The organism is Mucilaginibacter sp. GW822-FHT03E02 (assembly GCF_058801545.1).
In genome coordinates, this window is record NZ_JBXANJ010000003.1 from 121,312 (window position 1) to 137,539 (window position 16,228).

15 protein-coding genes are annotated in these 16,228 nt (G+C 42.2%); 3 read left to right on the forward strand and 12 right to left on the reverse strand.

The window, feature by feature from the left end:
- Window position 1: 1 nt before the first annotated feature.
- Window positions 2-712 (forward strand): phosphoadenylyl-sulfate reductase, encoded by a 711-nt coding sequence (locus tag AC1RM2_RS33035; protein WP_492989393.1) that lies wholly within the window; start codon window positions 2-4, stop codon window positions 710-712.
- A gap of 134 nt (window positions 713-846) precedes the next feature.
- Window positions 847-1,767, forward strand: a complete 921-nt coding sequence (locus AC1RM2_RS33040) for an Rpn family recombination-promoting nuclease/putative transposase (RefSeq protein ID WP_492989394.1) — start codon at window positions 847-849, stop codon at window positions 1,765-1,767.
- Window positions 1,768-1,818: 51 nt separating this feature from the next.
- On the opposite strand, the gene AC1RM2_RS33045 is transcribed toward AC1RM2_RS33040, so the two are convergent.
- The 3 genes from AC1RM2_RS33045 to AC1RM2_RS33055 form a co-directional block, all read right to left on the reverse strand.
- Window positions 1,819-2,397, reverse strand: coding sequence for a GNAT family N-acetyltransferase (locus tag AC1RM2_RS33045; protein ID WP_492989395.1), 579 nt, complete (start codon window positions 2,395-2,397; stop codon window positions 1,819-1,821).
- A gap of 84 nt (window positions 2,398-2,481) precedes the next feature.
- On the reverse strand, window positions 2,482-3,054 hold the full coding sequence (locus AC1RM2_RS33050; protein WP_492989396.1) for a Crp/Fnr family transcriptional regulator: 573 nt from the start codon (window positions 3,052-3,054) through the stop codon (window positions 2,482-2,484).
- A 47-nt stretch (window positions 3,055-3,101) separates the two neighbouring features.
- On the reverse strand, window positions 3,102-3,275 hold the full coding sequence (locus AC1RM2_RS33055; RefSeq protein ID WP_492989397.1) for a hypothetical protein: 174 nt from the start codon (window positions 3,273-3,275) through the stop codon (window positions 3,102-3,104).
- A 577-nt stretch (window positions 3,276-3,852) separates the two neighbouring features.
- Here AC1RM2_RS33055 and AC1RM2_RS33060 point away from each other — a divergent pair.
- A complete protein-coding gene (locus AC1RM2_RS33060; RefSeq protein ID WP_090647651.1) occupies window positions 3,853-4,194 on the forward strand; it encodes a hypothetical protein in 342 nt (113 codons plus the stop codon).
- 74 nt (window positions 4,195-4,268) lie between these two features.
- Here the strand turns inward: AC1RM2_RS33060 and AC1RM2_RS33065 are convergent, their stop codons facing one another.
- The 9 genes from AC1RM2_RS33065 to AC1RM2_RS33105 all read right to left on the reverse strand — a co-directional run bounded on the left by AC1RM2_RS33065 (window position 4,269) and on the right by AC1RM2_RS33105 (window position 16,187).
- Window positions 4,269-6,056, reverse strand: coding sequence for a beta-N-acetylhexosaminidase (locus AC1RM2_RS33065; RefSeq protein WP_492989398.1), 1,788 nt, complete (start codon window positions 6,054-6,056; stop codon window positions 4,269-4,271).
- A gap of 261 nt (window positions 6,057-6,317) precedes the next feature.
- Window positions 6,318-7,742, reverse strand: a complete 1,425-nt coding sequence (locus tag AC1RM2_RS33070) for an efflux transporter outer membrane subunit (RefSeq protein ID WP_492989399.1) — start codon at window positions 7,740-7,742, stop codon at window positions 6,318-6,320.
- A gap of 105 nt (window positions 7,743-7,847) precedes the next feature.
- Window positions 7,848-11,063 (reverse strand): efflux RND transporter permease subunit, encoded by a 3,216-nt coding sequence (locus tag AC1RM2_RS33075; RefSeq protein WP_492989400.1) that lies wholly within the window; start codon window positions 11,061-11,063, stop codon window positions 7,848-7,850.
- Window positions 11,064-11,214: 151 nt separating this feature from the next.
- Entirely contained in the window at window positions 11,215-12,351 is a 1,137-nt protein-coding gene (locus AC1RM2_RS33080) for an efflux RND transporter periplasmic adaptor subunit (protein WP_492989401.1), read from the reverse strand.
- A gap of 336 nt (window positions 12,352-12,687) precedes the next feature.
- Window positions 12,688-13,293, reverse strand: a complete 606-nt coding sequence (locus AC1RM2_RS33085; protein ID WP_492989402.1) for a TetR/AcrR family transcriptional regulator — start codon at window positions 13,291-13,293, stop codon at window positions 12,688-12,690.
- A 197-nt stretch (window positions 13,294-13,490) separates the two neighbouring features.
- A complete protein-coding gene (locus AC1RM2_RS33090) occupies window positions 13,491-13,991 on the reverse strand; it encodes a DinB family protein (protein ID WP_492989403.1) in 501 nt (166 codons plus the stop codon).
- Window positions 13,992-14,131: 140 nt separating this feature from the next.
- Window positions 14,132-14,569, reverse strand: a complete 438-nt coding sequence (locus AC1RM2_RS33095) for a DUF5990 family protein (protein ID WP_492989404.1) — start codon at window positions 14,567-14,569, stop codon at window positions 14,132-14,134.
- Window positions 14,570-14,804: 235 nt separating this feature from the next.
- Window positions 14,805-15,554 carry a menaquinone biosynthetic enzyme MqnA/MqnD family protein gene (locus AC1RM2_RS33100; protein WP_492989405.1) on the reverse strand — a complete coding sequence of 250 codons (750 nt, stop codon included), beginning with the start codon at window positions 15,552-15,554 and terminating at the stop codon, window positions 14,805-14,807.
- A 15-nt stretch (window positions 15,555-15,569) separates the two neighbouring features.
- On the reverse strand, window positions 15,570-16,187 hold the full coding sequence (locus tag AC1RM2_RS33105) for a histidine phosphatase family protein (protein ID WP_492989406.1): 618 nt from the start codon (window positions 16,185-16,187) through the stop codon (window positions 15,570-15,572).
- Window positions 16,188-16,228 lie beyond the last annotated feature (41 nt).

Here is a 16,228-nt window from a genome sequence, read left to right on the forward strand (position 1 = left end):
TATGAACGAGGCTTTTGAACATATAAACAACATTACATCAGGTCTCGGCCCTGTTGAAGCGCTGACTAAGCTGGCTGAGCTTTATCGCGGCGAGGTTGTATTTTCGACCAGTTTTGGCTGGGAAGACCAGGTGATCAGTCATATGATCTTCGCCAATAAGCTGCCCATTAAAGTGTTTACTTTAGAAACAGGGCGGCTTTTCCGCGAAACCTATTCAGTTTGGGCCAGCACAATGGACAGGTATAAACAACCTATCCACGCCTATTATCCAAATAATGAACTTTTGGAGCAAATGGTAAACGCCAAAGGCCCTAACAGCTTTTATGAGTCGGTAGAGAACCGTAAAGAATGCTGCGGCATCCGTAAAATTGAACCGCTTAAGCGCGCTTTAAAAGGTAATAAGGTTTGGATTACGGGCATCCGTGCTGATCAATCGGCCAACCGCCATGATATGCATGATGTGGAATGGGACGAACAAAACCAACTGGTAAAATACCACCCTATTTTTCATTGGACTTTGGATGAGGTTAAAGCCTATATTAAACAATACAATATCCCTTACAACTCACTTCACGATAAAGGCTTCCCGAGCATAGGGTGTATGCCTTGTACCCGTGCCGTTGCCGAAGGCGAAGATTTCCGCGCCGGCCGCTGGTGGTGGGAAGATCAATCCAAAAAAGAATGCGGCTTGCATGAGGTAACTGCAAAGTAAACACGATTTCGGGATTTTACAGGATTGACAGGATTTTCCCCCCTGTTGGAATTTTGCATCTCTTTCCTTACATCCGTCCCGTGGGCTTTAATAAATCTGCTTTTTGATCAATTATAATTTTCTATTATTGTTTAATGAGAAGAAAAGACGACCTCCTTTGGAAAGGGATACTCGAAGATGTTTTTGACGATTTCCTATGTTTTCTTAATCCTGATGCTTCTAAGATTTTCGACTTTAATAAAGGCTTCGAATTCCTGGATAAGGAGTTGGAACAGGTTTTTCCGCCCGAAAATGATGAGTATTCTCCAAAGGTGATCGATAAGCTGGTTAAGGTATTTACCAAAGCCGGCAAAGAAGAATGGATTTTGGTGCATGTGGAAGTGCAGGGCCAATATCAAAAAGATTTTGCCAGCCGCATGTATACTTACTTTTACCGGATACTGGACAAATATCAAAAGCCCATAGTCGCCTACGCCATATTTACCGAAGCCAATACAAAGGAAAGACCAAACCATTTTGCCATAGACTTTATGGGCACCAGTTTGCGTTATACCTTTAATACGTATAAAATAGCCAGCCAAAGCGATGAGGTGCTGAAAGCGAGCGATAACCCCTTTGCCCTGGTTGTGCTTACAGCTAAGGCGGCACTTGCAGGCAAAGACCTGAAAAGCAGCAGGGAACGTGACGAACTATTGCTGAATTTAAAACTTAACCTCACCAGGCTATTATTGGCCAAACAGATAGCGAAAGATAAGATAAGGGTGCTGATGAATTTTTTAAGGTATTACATACGCTTTGAAAATCAGGATATAAACACTAAATTTGAGCAACAGGTAGAAATTTTAACAGGAAGGAGCAACACCATGGGTATCGAAGAACTTTTATTAGAAAGAGCTGAAAAAAAAGGCAGAAATGAAGGCAGAAATGAAGGCAGAAATGAAGGTAGAAAAGAAGAAGCTGTTGCTATTGCCCGCGAAATGAAAAAGGAGGGTTTGCCTGTTGCCCAGATCAAAAAATTCACCGGTCTTTTGGTTGAAGAAATAGAAAAACTATGATATACGCTCAATTTAGAATGAGCAATCATCTGTGCTTGATTCCAAATGTGTTTAAATCTTTCTGATGTCCCAAACAACTACATACCAATCACCAAACTCATCGCGGTGGGTACCGGCTATTTCGAAACCCATTTTTTGATGTACTTTTAACGAATTGACGTTTCTTACTGCTATTTCGGTAATACAAAGTTCGTAATCATCACCTACCAGGTTGGCCGTTGCGTTGTAAAGTTTTCTCAACAGCCCCAACCCTCTGAAATCTTTATCAACGCACACCTGTCCGCCTACAAAAAATTTATAAGCAGTTAAAACTTTGCCCTGAAACCGGCTTTTATGAAATTCCCTGAACATAGGTTCAAGGCTGGGCAGTTGTTTTTCCATAGCAGCTGTCATGGCCAGGTTATAGCCAATTACTTTGTTTTGATGCAACGCAATAACCTGCGGTATTTGGGATGCCATTTGCTGCAATAATTCAATGGTGTGTTCTGCAAAAACAAAGCCCTGCTGATCTTGCTCTTCGGCGGTTAATGATTTGTATAGGTTTTGATTCTGAAGCGCTATAATTTGTTCAAAATGTTTGATGGTGGTAGCTGCCTGGAAAGTTATTGCCGCTGAGATATCCTTATTCATAGTTTGGCAAATGTCTTTATTTTAACCGAATTTGTGCAATCATAAATAAGACTGAATTATTTGGCGATGTCAAAAAAACGATTGTCAGCGAATGTTTTTCCTGATGCGGCTTAACGATTGAGGCGTGATGCCCAAATAAGAGGCCACATCGCTTAATGGTACACGAAGTGCTATATCTGCCTGTCGCATCATAAAAAGCCTGTAGCGCGTGGTTGAATCCTGTCCCAGGTAGGCATTCCTGATTTGTATTTTATCAAGCAGCGCCTGCTGCGTTATATCATCAATCAAACTTTTTATATAAGGCAACTGCTCATATAAGGCCATCAGTTTGGCGTGGCTTATTTCCAACACATTTGCCTTGCATGCCGCCTGGATACTTTCCTGTGCAGGAACCTGGTTATTAAAGCTGTTTAATATGGTGCAAAATTGGTTTTCTTTTAAAAAATAGTGAGTAACCTCGTTTCCCTTTTCGTTATGCATCACAATTCGCAGCACCCCCTCTACAATGAAAAATCGTTGCCGGCAAACATTTCCCCCTTTAAACAGGTAATCGCCTTCTTCAAATGTGCGGGCTTCAAATGCATTCCCTATAACTTCCTGATCCTGGGGCGAAATATAACTGAATAGCTGCAAAAACGAAATGAGTTTATTGGGCATATTCAAATTTGTAACATTTATAAACTATCAGCAAAAAAAAATTATTATTACGTTCGGTCTTCGTCGGCCACTTCAAGCCAGCCATCTTTATTTACAAGGTATTTAGAAAAATTTTTAGGCCGTTGGGCTTTGGTGATAGTTTTATTGTTCCGGGTTGAGGGGCCACGCAGAACAAATATCAGCGCAACAAGAAGTGCAATAGCAGTTAATAAAGCAATCATTATAGAATAGATTTTTAGCCGCGACCGTTAAGATCGCAATAGCCTGATTATTAAACATAATGATTGGTTGAGACCTTTTATAGCTTAATGCCAGGGCGATTAATTCCGGCGGTTAAACCATCTCATGCCCCAATATAGGTAAACGCAGTAAAAGTTAAAAGGAAGCTGACCGTATTTTTTAGTTGCTATAAGTAAAAATGACTTTTTTATAGCTTAAAGTATTAACGGCCTGCACAAAAAAAAGAATATTTCTGATCCTGGGGATTCGGATTATACAAGTGATATACTTTTGCTGCCTAAGTAATGATATAGTAACAATTGATTAACAACCTATTACGCCATGCCGACTATAAAAATATAAATTGCGCGTGTGCACTATAATTTAAGTAGCTTTGAATTGTTATGCGGTAATATTATTCGCGGGAGTAGCTGTCCCTTATTACCCTGGTTTCAAAACAACAAATTACATACATAAAATAAGATCAGGATATATTGTTTTCCTGTTCTTGAAAAATTTTAAAAGCCCCTGTAAACGAATACCTACAGGGGCTTTATTTTTTATATAGATAAGCATATCATGGAAGAAAGAAAGTATTTAACTACCTGGAAAAGGTACATGCCGGTTATCCGTTTGCATTTGAAGAAAAGCCTGACCGAAGATCAGCAATTCAAACTGAACATTACCGATTTTGAATCTGCAGGAGATCGTGGAAAATCAGGTTACACGTTCAACATCAACATGGAAAACGGCAAGGTTACCAATAACATCAGCGGATCGGCTGTAGCGCGCGATTTGTTTGAAGCCATAAAAGGTGACGATGCTGTTAAGGCTATGTTGCTGGATAAAAATGTTAAAATAAGCGTTGGGAAATCGTTTGTGTTGAGCATCAAAACTACCCATCTTTCAACCTACAGGTAAGAAATAAGCTGAAAGCAGAAGGCCTAAAGCATTTTCGGCACCTAACCCGCCATATAAAGGGAGTAACCAACAGGTTATTTCCTTTTTTTATGCGAATTACTTTTTGTCGATTTAGCTTTAGATGACGATTTATGGGATTTGGCAGAAGCTTTCTTTCCTCTTTTAGATGCTTTTGAATGTGCTTTATGGTGTCGGCCATGTTTTTCAGCAACAGGCGCTTTCCTGATCACAGGTGCAAAATCAACTGCCTCTGGATGGGCCTGGGGATTGAAAGGGTTAAAGTAATAAATATCGGCCGCGTCCCAGTTTTTTAAGCCTGCCTGTACCCGTTCATTAAATGCCGCCTCGTTTTTTACCTCAGGCGCAGTCCACCCAGCTTCGGCCAGGCCGGCAATTCGTGGAAAGAGCATAAAGTCCAGGCGTTTTTCTGATGCTATTTTCTCTGTCCAGATATTTGCCTGCACGCCGATGATTTGGTTTGATGCAAGCTGATCTGCATTTAATTGCCTGTCCGGAAAGTTATAGATATCTGTATACCGGTTAAATACACCCTTCCAGTTACGACCCGAAACGTGTGTGCCATCCTGTAAAAAATCGAGATATAGCGGCAAGCGAGGGCATAATACCACCTGGTAATTTTTCTGCAAGGCAAGACTTAGCTGGCCCGGCAGATTTTGCCGCCACCAAAAAATGATGGTTTTGCCAGCCGGAAGGTCGGTTTGGGTGGCCTCGTCCCAGGCCAGAATCTTACTGCCCATATTGGTTACGGTATCGGTCATCCGCTTAAAAAAGTAGCGTTCCAGCGTGCCAACATCAGCAAAACCCTTATTCTGCATCATCCGGGCAATGGCCGTATCTAACGACCAGGCTTTGATGCCCAAAACAACCTCGTCGCCCCCCAGGTGTATCATTTTTGATGGAAACAGTGCAGTTGTTTCCTTGATAACATTGGCTAAATACTGGTAAGTTTCTTCTTTGGCAGGGTTAAAAGTGAAATTTGGATAACCGGCTACACTCCCACCCGAATATTCGGGATAAGCTTTATTAGCGGCGGTTGCATGGCCGGGCATATCAATCTCCGGAATCACTGTTATAAAGCGCTGAGCTGCGTAATTAACTACCTCTTTTATATCGTTTTGGGTATAAAACATAGGAATAGCTTCTGCCGAGGTATCACTATAATCACCTACCCCGCCAACGGATGTTAACCTGGGATATTTTTTTATTTCGATGCGCCAGCCCTGTACATCGGTAAGGTGCCAGTGAAATTTGTTAAGCTTGTAATAGGCCATCCAATCCAATATTTGCTTAACCTTCTGCTTGCCAAAAAAATGTCGCGATTCGTCAAGCATTAAACCACGCCATTGGTAACGGGGCGCGTCGGTTATTTCTGCGGATGCAATGCTTACGTTCTGATACTCACGGGCGTCGGTTGCATCTGTTGATGCAAGAGTAAGGTTATCACCTTCTTTAGGATGATCTTTAATAAGTTGTAAAAGCGATATCAAGCCATAAAAAATACCTTCTTTATTTGAAGATGATATGGTTACCTGCTCCGGCGTAATTTTTAGTGCGTATGCACCTATAGTTTGGTTTGTGTTGGTTAAAACGAGTTTAACGGTACTTTTTAAATCACCGTTGTTTATAACAGGTGATAAACCTTTTGCTTTAAATAATTCCTTTTGAAAGTAAATAGCCAAAGTGGTTAATGAAGTATCGCTTAAGCTAATTGTCGAGTGATTATTGATGCTGATTTGCCCGGAACCACTTACAACCGACCGTGGCTGAGGAATGATGTTTAAATTTTGTGCTTTCAGGTATCCGGATATAAGAAGCAGCGCTATTAAGAATTTATATTTCATTAAAAAACAAGTCAAAATTATTGGGGTTCCGCTATGATAGCGATTTTATGCTAAATCGAGGTAATTTATTTGTAATATCTGAATTTGGGCACCTGGCTGCTTTATTTAAACACATGGCGTAGACATAAACACGGGAGACGCAATTATACACCTCTACGAAAAGGGGCCGGTCGTATTAAATACGACCGGCCCCGAATATTTGGCAATAAGCTGATAAAGCTAAACTACCCTCCTAATCAACTTAATCAACTACTTACCAAATCACTTCCATCCGCCACCTAATGAACGGTAAAGTTCGGCAGTAGCGCTTAGCTCATCTCTTTTAATAGTAGCAAGTGCTAATTCACCTTGCAATACATTGCCCTGGGCTGTTATTACTTCCAGGTAATTAGCCAGGCCGTTTTTAAATAACATGCTGGCGTTTGTTGTAGCTTGCTGCAGGGTTTTTACACGATTTGCAGCTATGGCTTGCTCCTGTTTTAGCTTTTCAATTTTAACCAGGGCGTCAGATACCTCGCCAACCGCATTTAAAACTGATTGCCTGAATTGCAGTACCGTTTTTTCGCGGTCAATTTGTGCAACTTTGTAAGTAGTACTTAATTGTTTGTGCTCCAGTAATGGAGTTACAACACTACCGCCAACTATACCAAACAACGAAGCTGGAATATTAAACCAATTGCTGGCCTTAAAGGAGTTAACGCCACCGCTTGCAGTGATTCTTAAAGCCGGGTACATTTCAGATTTGGTGATGCCCACTTTGGCGTTAGCAATAGTTAAAGCCAGTTCCTGTGTCCTGATATCGGGCCTGCGGCTGATGATGGCCGATGGAACCCCGGCAGTTAGCGTTTCAGGGAATTTAACATCATTTAATGTGCCATTGCGTTCGATAGCATCCGGCAATTTGCCTGCCAAGATACTAAGAGCGTTTTCCTGTACAGCTACGTTCCTTTCAAACTGTGGAACCAACTGCGCAGCTGCCTGCTGCTGTGCTTCGGCCTGTTGTACTGCCAGTAAAGTTACCTGGCCGGCATCATATTGTAAACGGATGATCCGGATGGTACTGTCATTCAGTTTAACATTCTTTTTGGCTATATCCAATTGCGCATCAAGCATCAGCAGGTTATAGTAACCTTGCGATACGTTTGCTACGATGTTGGTTTGAATAGCCTTTTTTGCTTCGGCTGTTTGCAGGTATTCTGCAAGTGCCTGGCGGCTTTGGTTACGGATTTTGCCCCAGATATCGGCCTCCCATGAAAGGGCAAGGTTTGCTGAATAATCTTCAATGTGTTTGGTACCTAAGCCATACTGTTTAATGCTTAGTCCGTTGAGGCTGTTATCGCTCGGGCGGCTGCTGCTTGCCGTTACATTTAGTGCAACCTCGGGTACATAATTCCATTTTACCTGTTTAAACAGCAACTGTGCTGCATCAATATTTTTGACCGCTATCTGCATGTCATAATTTTTTGCTATGGCGCTGTCAATCAGCTTTTGCAGGGTCGCGTCGGTAAAAAAGTTTTTCCACTGTATATCGGCTATGCTGCTGGTATCGGCAGTGGTTATGGCTGTGGCGCTCCTGAAAGCAACCGGCAGCTCTGGTTTGGGTGTTTCCACATCCTTTGATACTTTACAGGCGCTTAAAAAGGCCGTAAGTAATACAAAAGCTAATGGAGTTAAATAACGTTTCATTTTTTTAATATTAATAGAATCAAGAGATTAGAGTCAAGAATCAAGACGGCTTCAACAACTTTTTAAAGTCTTGATTCCTGGCTCTTGATTCTTGATTCTCAAAGATTAATTATTCTGTAGTTCCAATTTTTTAGGGTCAATTGCGTGCCCTTTTTTGTGGCCTGGCCCGTCACCGTTCAGCACGGCCAATGGTACACCGCTGATTTTTTCCTGTAATCCCTGGAATATGACAAACAATACGGGGATGATGAACAATCCTAAAATTACTCCTGAAACCATCCCGCCGGCAGCACCTATACTAATAGAGTGGTTACCTTGTGCTGATGGGCCTGTGGCAATACTCATCGGGAATAAACCGAATACGAAAGCCAGCGATGTCATGATGATTGGGCGTATCCTGAGCCTTGCAGCTTCAATTGCTGATTCAATTAAACCGTGCCCAGCCTTTCGACGCTGTACCGCAAACTCCACAATTAGGATGGCATTTTTGGCCAGCAAACCGATGAGCATAATTAAAGCCACCTGTACATAAATGTTATTTTCGATACCGGTTAAACCCAATACCACAAACACACCTAAAATACCTGTAGGGATTGAAAGGATAACTGCCAATGGCAATATATAGCTTTCATACTGTGCCGATAATAAGAAGTATACAAACACCAAACAAAGCATGAAGATAATAGCCGACTGACCGCCCGAAGCAATTTCCTCGCGGGTTTGGCCGGCAAATTCATAGGCAAAACCTGTAGGCAATTGCTCCTGCGCTGTTTCCTGTATAGCTTTAATTGCATCACCAGAGCTATAACCCGGTTTAGGGATAGCGTTGATCTCGATAGAGTTAAACAGGTTATAACGTGAAGCCGTTTCTGAACCATATACACGGGTTAGTTTAACCAGGGTATTGATAGGCACATTTTCGCCGGCTTTGTTTTTAACAAATACCCTGTCAATTGCCGAAGGATCTGTTCTGTCCGCAGTATCAGCCTGCACTACCACGCGGTAGTATTTACCAAAGCGGTTAAAATCTGACGCCTGTGCAGTACCAAAATACGCCTGCATAGTTTGTAAAATGTCTTTAACATTTACGCCCAACTGACCGGCCTTTTCGTCATCAATTTCTAATTGCAACTGAGGATAATCTGCCTTATAAGATGTAAAGGCATAAGCTATTGCTGGTTTCTGCATCAGTTTGCCAATAAAGTTATTGGCAACACCACTAAATTTATCCAGCTTACCGTTGGTTTTATCCTGCAGTACCACATCCAGGGCCTCTACGTTACTAAAACCTGGCACCGTTGGAAAACTGAACACAAAGAAAGTACCGCCAGGTATGCCGCCTAATCTTCCTCTAACAATGTTCTGTATCTCGTCAATATTTTTAACTGCTCCCCGCTGTTCATTTGGTTTTAATAACAGGAAGATTACACCGGCAGATGGACTGCTGGATTGGGTTAAAAAGTTAAAACCAGACAATGCGGTAACAAACCTTGCCGACGGTAAAGTTTTCAGCTGATCTTCGGCTTGTTTAAAGATTTTATTGGTACCGCTTAATGATGTACCGGATGGTGTACTAACAGCAATGGCCACAAAGCCCTGGTCTTCAGTTGGAATAAAGCCAGTTTTTGTTCTGTTTACCAGGTAAACTGTTGCTGCTATTACCAACACCAATCCGCCTATGCTTAGCCATTTTTTATTGATTAGGAATTTTAAGCCACCTACGTACCTGTTGGTTAAATAATTAAAACCACCATTAAAGCCTGCATAAAATTTATCTACAAAGCCTTTTTTAGGTGCTTCATGGCCGTCTGCACTATGCTTGTTCTTTAAGAACAGTGCTGCCAAAGCAGGGCTTAAGGTTAAAGCGTTAACAGCCGATATAATAATAGCTATGGCCATAGTTAACGCAAACTGGCGATAAAATATACCTGTTGAGCCCACCATGAAACTAACCGGTAAAAACACGGCAGCCATAACCAGCGTAATAGATATAATGGCGCCTGTAATTTCGTGCATAGCCTCGGTAGTTGCCGCCTTAGGGGTTAGGCTTGGGTCGTGCTCCATTTTGGCATGCACGGCCTCTACCACCACAATGGCATCATCCACCACAATACCTATGGCCAGCACCAGGGCAAACAGGGTTAAAAGGTTAACTGAGAAGCCAAACAGGTTCATGAAGAAGAATGTACCGATAATAGCCACCGGAACGGCTATAGCCGGAATCAAAGTCGACCTGAAATCCTGCAGGAATATAAATACTACGATGAACACCAGTATAAAAGCCTCTACCAATGTATGTTCAACCTGGTTAATTGACTCATCAAGATCGGTTTTGGTACGATAGAACTGGTTGTATTTGATACCAGCCGGGAAATCCTTTGATAGTTTTTCCATTAGCTTATCAATCTCAATCTGAATTTGGTTGGCGTTTGAGCCCGACAACTGGATGATACCAATAATAATACCGTCGTGCCCGTTCAGGTTACTTACGCTATTATAAGAATAGGCGCCCAGTTCAACACGGGCTACATCTTTTAAATGCAATACAGAACCATCTGCGTTTGCACGGATAGCGATATTCTGATATTCCTCTGGTTTGGTAAGCTTACCTTTATATTTAATTACATATTCAAATGCCTCGTTACTGCGCTCACCAAATTTACCAGGCGCGGCTTCAAGGTTTTTGTCCTGTATAGCTGCCATTACTTCGGCGGGTGTAACTTTGTAAGTTGCCATTTGCGCAGGATTAAGCCAAACACGCATAGAGTAATCCTTAATACCACCAAATATACTGGCCGAACCTACACCCGTGATACGTTTAATTTCGGGCACAATGTTAATCTGTGCGTAGTTGGCCACAAAGGTTTGATCGTATTTTTTAGGATCCTCTGAGTAGATGGCCATAGCACCAATGAAGCTGTTTTGCTGTTTGGTTGTGGTTATACCATATTGCACAACCTCTGCCGGCAATTGGCTTGTAGCCTGCGAAACACGGTTTTGAACGTTTACAGCTGCCTGATCGGGGTTGGTACCTTGTTTAAAGTAAACGGTAATACCCAATGTACCGTCGTTACTGGCAGTGGAGGTCATATAGGTCATATTTTCCACACCGTTAATCGCTTCTTCTAACGAAGGCGTAACAGAACGTAAAATAGTCTCGGCATTAGCGCCCGGGTAAACAGCAGATACCAATACCGCCGGAGGGGCAATATTCGGAAACCGCTCTAAGGGCAGTTTTGTTAAACCAAGTACCCCTACTATCACCAGTAATATGGAGATAACGGTTGAAAGTACCGGTCTTTCTATGAATTTTTGAAACATGATTTTAATTTTTTATTTCGGATTTCGGAAGTTCGATTTCGGATTTATTCCGGTGCTGCATATCATCCGTAATTGAACAATATCAACGACAACCAATTAAACCTTTTACCTTTGGCCTTTAGCCTTTTACCTAAATCCTGACTCTTGATTCTTATTTATTAACTACAGCAGCAACCTTATCAGTAGCTTTTTGAGGTGCTATCACCATACCTTCGGCTAAGTGGTCCATGCCGCTTAGTACAATCTGGTCGCCGGCTTTAAGGCCATCTTTAACCAGGTAGTTTTCGCCGCTTTTGCCTACAATGTTGATAGGTACTTTTTTCACTTTATTGCTATCGGCAAGGGCAAAAACAAATACTTTATCCTGCATTTCGACAGTAGCCGACTCGGGCACTATCAATGCATCCGTATGTTGTAAGCTTAAACGTACTTTACCTGTATTACCGGCACGTAACAAACCATCGGGATTGGCAAAGTTTGCCCTGATGGTAATAGCGCCTGTGTTTTTATCAAACTGGCCATCTATTACATCTATTTTACCTTGTTTGGCGTATTGGCTGCCATCTGCTAATAGTAATGATACCGTAGGCAAGTGCTGTAGTTTTTCTTTTAAAGTAGTACCGGGATACTGTTCTTTAAAGGCTACGAAATCTTTTTCGCCCAAAGAGAAGTAAACATGCACATCATGCACATCAGACAGTTGGGTTAAAGCTTCCACATCCTGCGGAGTAACCAGGCTTCCCTGTTTTTTTAGTAAACGACCGATGTAGCCGCTAACCGGTGCTTTTATTAAAGTATAGCCTAAATTTATCTGCGCGGTTGATACATTTGCCTTAGCCGATTCGATATTGGCTTTAGCAACCTGCAGGCTGGCTTTTGCGGTTTTTAACTGGTAATCAGATACTACCTTGTTTTCAACCAGCGGTGTAAGCTTGTCAACTTCAAGCTGCGCGTTACCTGCTGCTGCTTCGGCCGCATGTAAGCTGGCCAGGGCATTATTTAAAGCTGCGCGGTAAGGCTGCTCATTTATTTTAAATATAGGTTGGCCGGCGCTTACAAAAGCACCTTCGTCAACAAATACTTTGTCTAAAGCGCCACTTACCTGCGGACGAACTTCTACGTTAACAGTACCTTCAATAGATGCAGGATATTCCTGGTAAGTAGTTTGTGTGCCCGATGCTATTGCGGCTACGGGTAGTGCCGGCGGTGGCGGTGCCTGCTGCGTTTGCGGCTTGGGCGAGCAACCATATAATGTGAGTGCTAAAAGCGCTAATGGGATAATTTTCATGATACTTAATTTTGAGGGTGATAGATTGTGATTCATTTTGATGCCTTGCGGCGGGTAGATATATGTTGAGTTAATTGTTTTCATTGCTGAATTGATATATGTGTAGTTTTTATTGAAATGATAACCTTTGTTTTTAAGGCTACCAGTGTGATTATTAACTGAGCTAACGTTTTGTAGCTAAATAGTTGCCGCGTTTTGTGTTTGATGACTTAACACTGTTTAGTAACGCTATGTAAAAGTTGATATCCATAGTTGTTTTATTATTTATTTGTTGTTGAGTTTACTTTTATTTAACACTGTTAAATTATTTAACGATGTTATTTTCGAAGCAAAAAATTACTCAGGTTTTATCGACCTGATGATACCGGTAATGGCATCCATTAATACCTGGCGATTGATATCGTCTGATGAACCGCGCCGCAATAAGTTGATAGACACCAACCCATGAACAACAGACCAGAAAGTGTAATATTTAGTGCAAATAACATCCGATTCGGGATTGTCAATACGCATCACTTTGCCAATTACATCGGTGAACAGATCCCAGGGCATCACAGATTCTTCCAGCTTGTTTATCTCGTCGCAACAACAATTGGTAGTTACGCCAAACATAATCTGGTAAAGCTCTTTGTTGGCAAAGGCGAAATTCCAGTAGGCAAGCCACATAGCTTCCAATTGTTTTTCGGGCAGTGCATGTTGTTCGTGAGCTGCCCTAAGGTCTTTAGCCAATAACAAGTAACCTTTGCGGGCAAGTTCCAGCAAAATAGCTTCTTTATTAGCGTAATATTCATATATGATAGGTGCGGTGTATTCAATTACATCGGCAATTTTACGCATACTTAAAGCCTGCCATCCCTCCTCTTTAACAATCTGGAGTGCGGCATCCAGAATATTGATCCTGGTTTCGTCTTTTAAGCGTTGAATACGTTCTTTACTGGCCATTTTATTTACGCCTTAAATCATTTAACAGCGTTAAGCAAATATACAGCTGTTTATTTAGGCATAGTACCATCCATTTGTCAAATTGAGATCATGGAATTGTCAGGAGGAAGCCCCCTAACCCCCTAAAGGGGGAACTTTTTGATTTTCGAGAGGCTTTTCTTAAAGCCTCCCCTTCAGGGGAGGTTTGGAAGGGCTATCTACTTTTTCACCAAATAGGCCAGTTGCCCCATGTGGTAGCCCTGGTGAACTGTTCTGTTGATGAGGATATTCAGTTTGTTGCGATGCGGTTCTTTTGCAAAATCTTCGGCTGAGATTGCGCTGTGCTTGGTAAACCAATCTTCGGGCTGCATGGCATCAAATTTTTGTTTAAGGGTGGTGTTTACGTTGTGCCAGGCAGCTTTGATATCGGCTATCGGCGGCTTTTCCAGGCCGGACGTATCGGAGTTTTTTAGGAAGATCTCGTCCAATTGCGGGTAAAGCCGGTCGCCAAGTTCTAAATAGGTGAACAGGCCGTCACTTACCGCGGTCAAGTGCCCTAAAAGATAGGTGCCACTGTTACGGTCGGGGGCGGTAAAGCCGGCAATTTGCTCGTCGGTTAGTTTATCCAGCAACGCGTTAAGGCGGGTGTTTTGCAACTCCCAGTTTGATATGGCTATTTTAATGAATAAAGCGGTGGTTGTTTCCTGTTGAATTTCCATAATGGGATTTATTTTGATAAATATAAGGTTGTGTTACCGATAAATTGACGCTTATTCTTCAGCCCAATGTCACAAGTTGCAAGCACAGAAATGAGATAGCCTTATGACTTCCGACTTAGTGCCGTTGACTTAACAATTGATTATTTTGAAGTTACCTGCCAGCCGTTAAATGGCTTTACTGTAGCACAATTGGGGCTGCCGTCTTTGGCGGTTCCGGCTACGTTTGTTTTAAGCATTAACGCCGCATCTGCATTTAGCTGATCGATGATCTCCCAGGTTATTCCGGCCATCGGAATTTTGAGCCTCCTGTTCCAGGGGCTAACCTGCCCGGCCAGCGTGCCGATATCGAGGTAAATAAAGTTGCCCATATAGGGGCCTTGTATAAATGGACCGCCAAATCTTGGCGAAGCATCTTTTAGCCTGTCCCCTTTTGTGGTTACCGTTAAATAAAAATTCAGGTCGCCCGAATCAGTTTTTTGGATTTGTACAGTTTCATATTTATTGCCCGATCCCTTTTGTAAGCCAAAAGCCACCCCGGCGGTAGGCTTTTCAAGGATAATATGAAGCGATAGTTCCATGGTTTTATCAGATTTTGGTTAGTATCAATAAACAACGGTTAAGATACTGAAATCGCCAACTATATCTTTGATCCCTAAGCGTGATTTTGATATTATTCAATTCGTCCGAACCTGGATTAAGCAGATTCTTCAGATTTTTTGGATTTTGATTTTTTTCTCGCCCATGAGACAAGCTGTTTTTTTTAAAATCTGTGAAATCCAAAAAATCTGCTTAATCCGAGTTCAGACAAAACCGCTAATCGTTTAATCGCTTTATGTAATCTAAAAACATATACAACGCCTTCTTCTTCCCCTCGGTTAAATCAAAATCAATTTTTACCATCAGGTAATCAACAATATCAAAGTCATCGCGCATAGGCAACTCTTTGAATAACTCCTGCCTATGGTCGAGGCCGTATTTAAGGGCGGCGTTAAATTCCTGCATAAAATCATGCGGGATTGGTTTGTTGGCTATCCAGCCTGCAAACATGAACGGCAGGCCGGTAAACTTTTGCCATTCTTCGGCCAAATCATATACATATTTATATTGATCTTTTTTGCCAAAGGTGCGGTCGCCAATTTGAACAAAAGCCGTGTGTGGTTCGGTCGACAGGCCGTAGTTTGCTGCCCCCTCAATTAACTCCGGACTTATTTTCCAATAGTTTTTAAGTAGTACACGCGCCAGGTTGTTAGATGAGCGCGATTCGGGATCAAGCTGCAGGTATTTAATATCGTGTACCGGGCAATTACTAAATATAAAAACCGAGTTTACCGAGCCTACGGCACCAATGCAGTAATCGGATACTATTTCCCAGTTGGGCAGGCTTAAGGTGGCCGCCACGGGGATAAGGCCTATATCCACCACGTCATCAATGAGTTTTTGGGCACAATCAGTCGGGGTGTCAAGACTTAGTTCTATTTTGTCTACAAAACCGGTATGTTGAAGGCCGTATATAAAGGGTTTGGTATTAGTGTAGCTTACTGCTGATATTCTGATCTTTTTCACAAGAAACGTTCTCTTTCAGGATTGTTTTAAATGTTCGGCATTGTTAAAATCTACAATAGCAAATTGTTGGCCATCATAAACAACTTTGTATAAAACCAAATTTTGATGTGGGAAGTTATCCATTTCGCTCAATGGCTTGCCGGTTAAAATACAAAGCAATAAACGCATGGCGCGGCCATGCATGCAAACCAGTACGGTTTTTTCTTCGGGATGGCCCATGATCACCTTCAAAGCTTCACGCTGACGGATCTCCACTTCGTTGGGGCTTTCGCCGCCTTCAAATTTGCTGTCCAGGTTTCCATCCAGCCAATCGCGCATAATTTGCAAAAAGGCTGCTTTATTTTCCGGCGTGGGCAGCTGACCTTCATGAATACCCCAGGCCAGTTCATCAAGGCCCGGAAGCTTTTCAAATGGCAATCCCCCATCCAAAAAAGGCTGAATGCTTTGCTTTGTACGTTTTAGTGCAGATATATATGCTTTATCGAAAGGTACGTCTTTATAAGCCGCAAAAAACTGTTGAGCCTGCTTGCGGCCCTCGTCGTTCAGGTCGGTATCAACGCCCCTGCCCTGGATGATTCCCAATTTGTTGTACTCAGTTTGGCCGTGACGTACTATGTATAAGGTTTTTTGCATTTTTTTATTGAAGCGTAAAGCTTAAAGCTTTACGCAGGTCT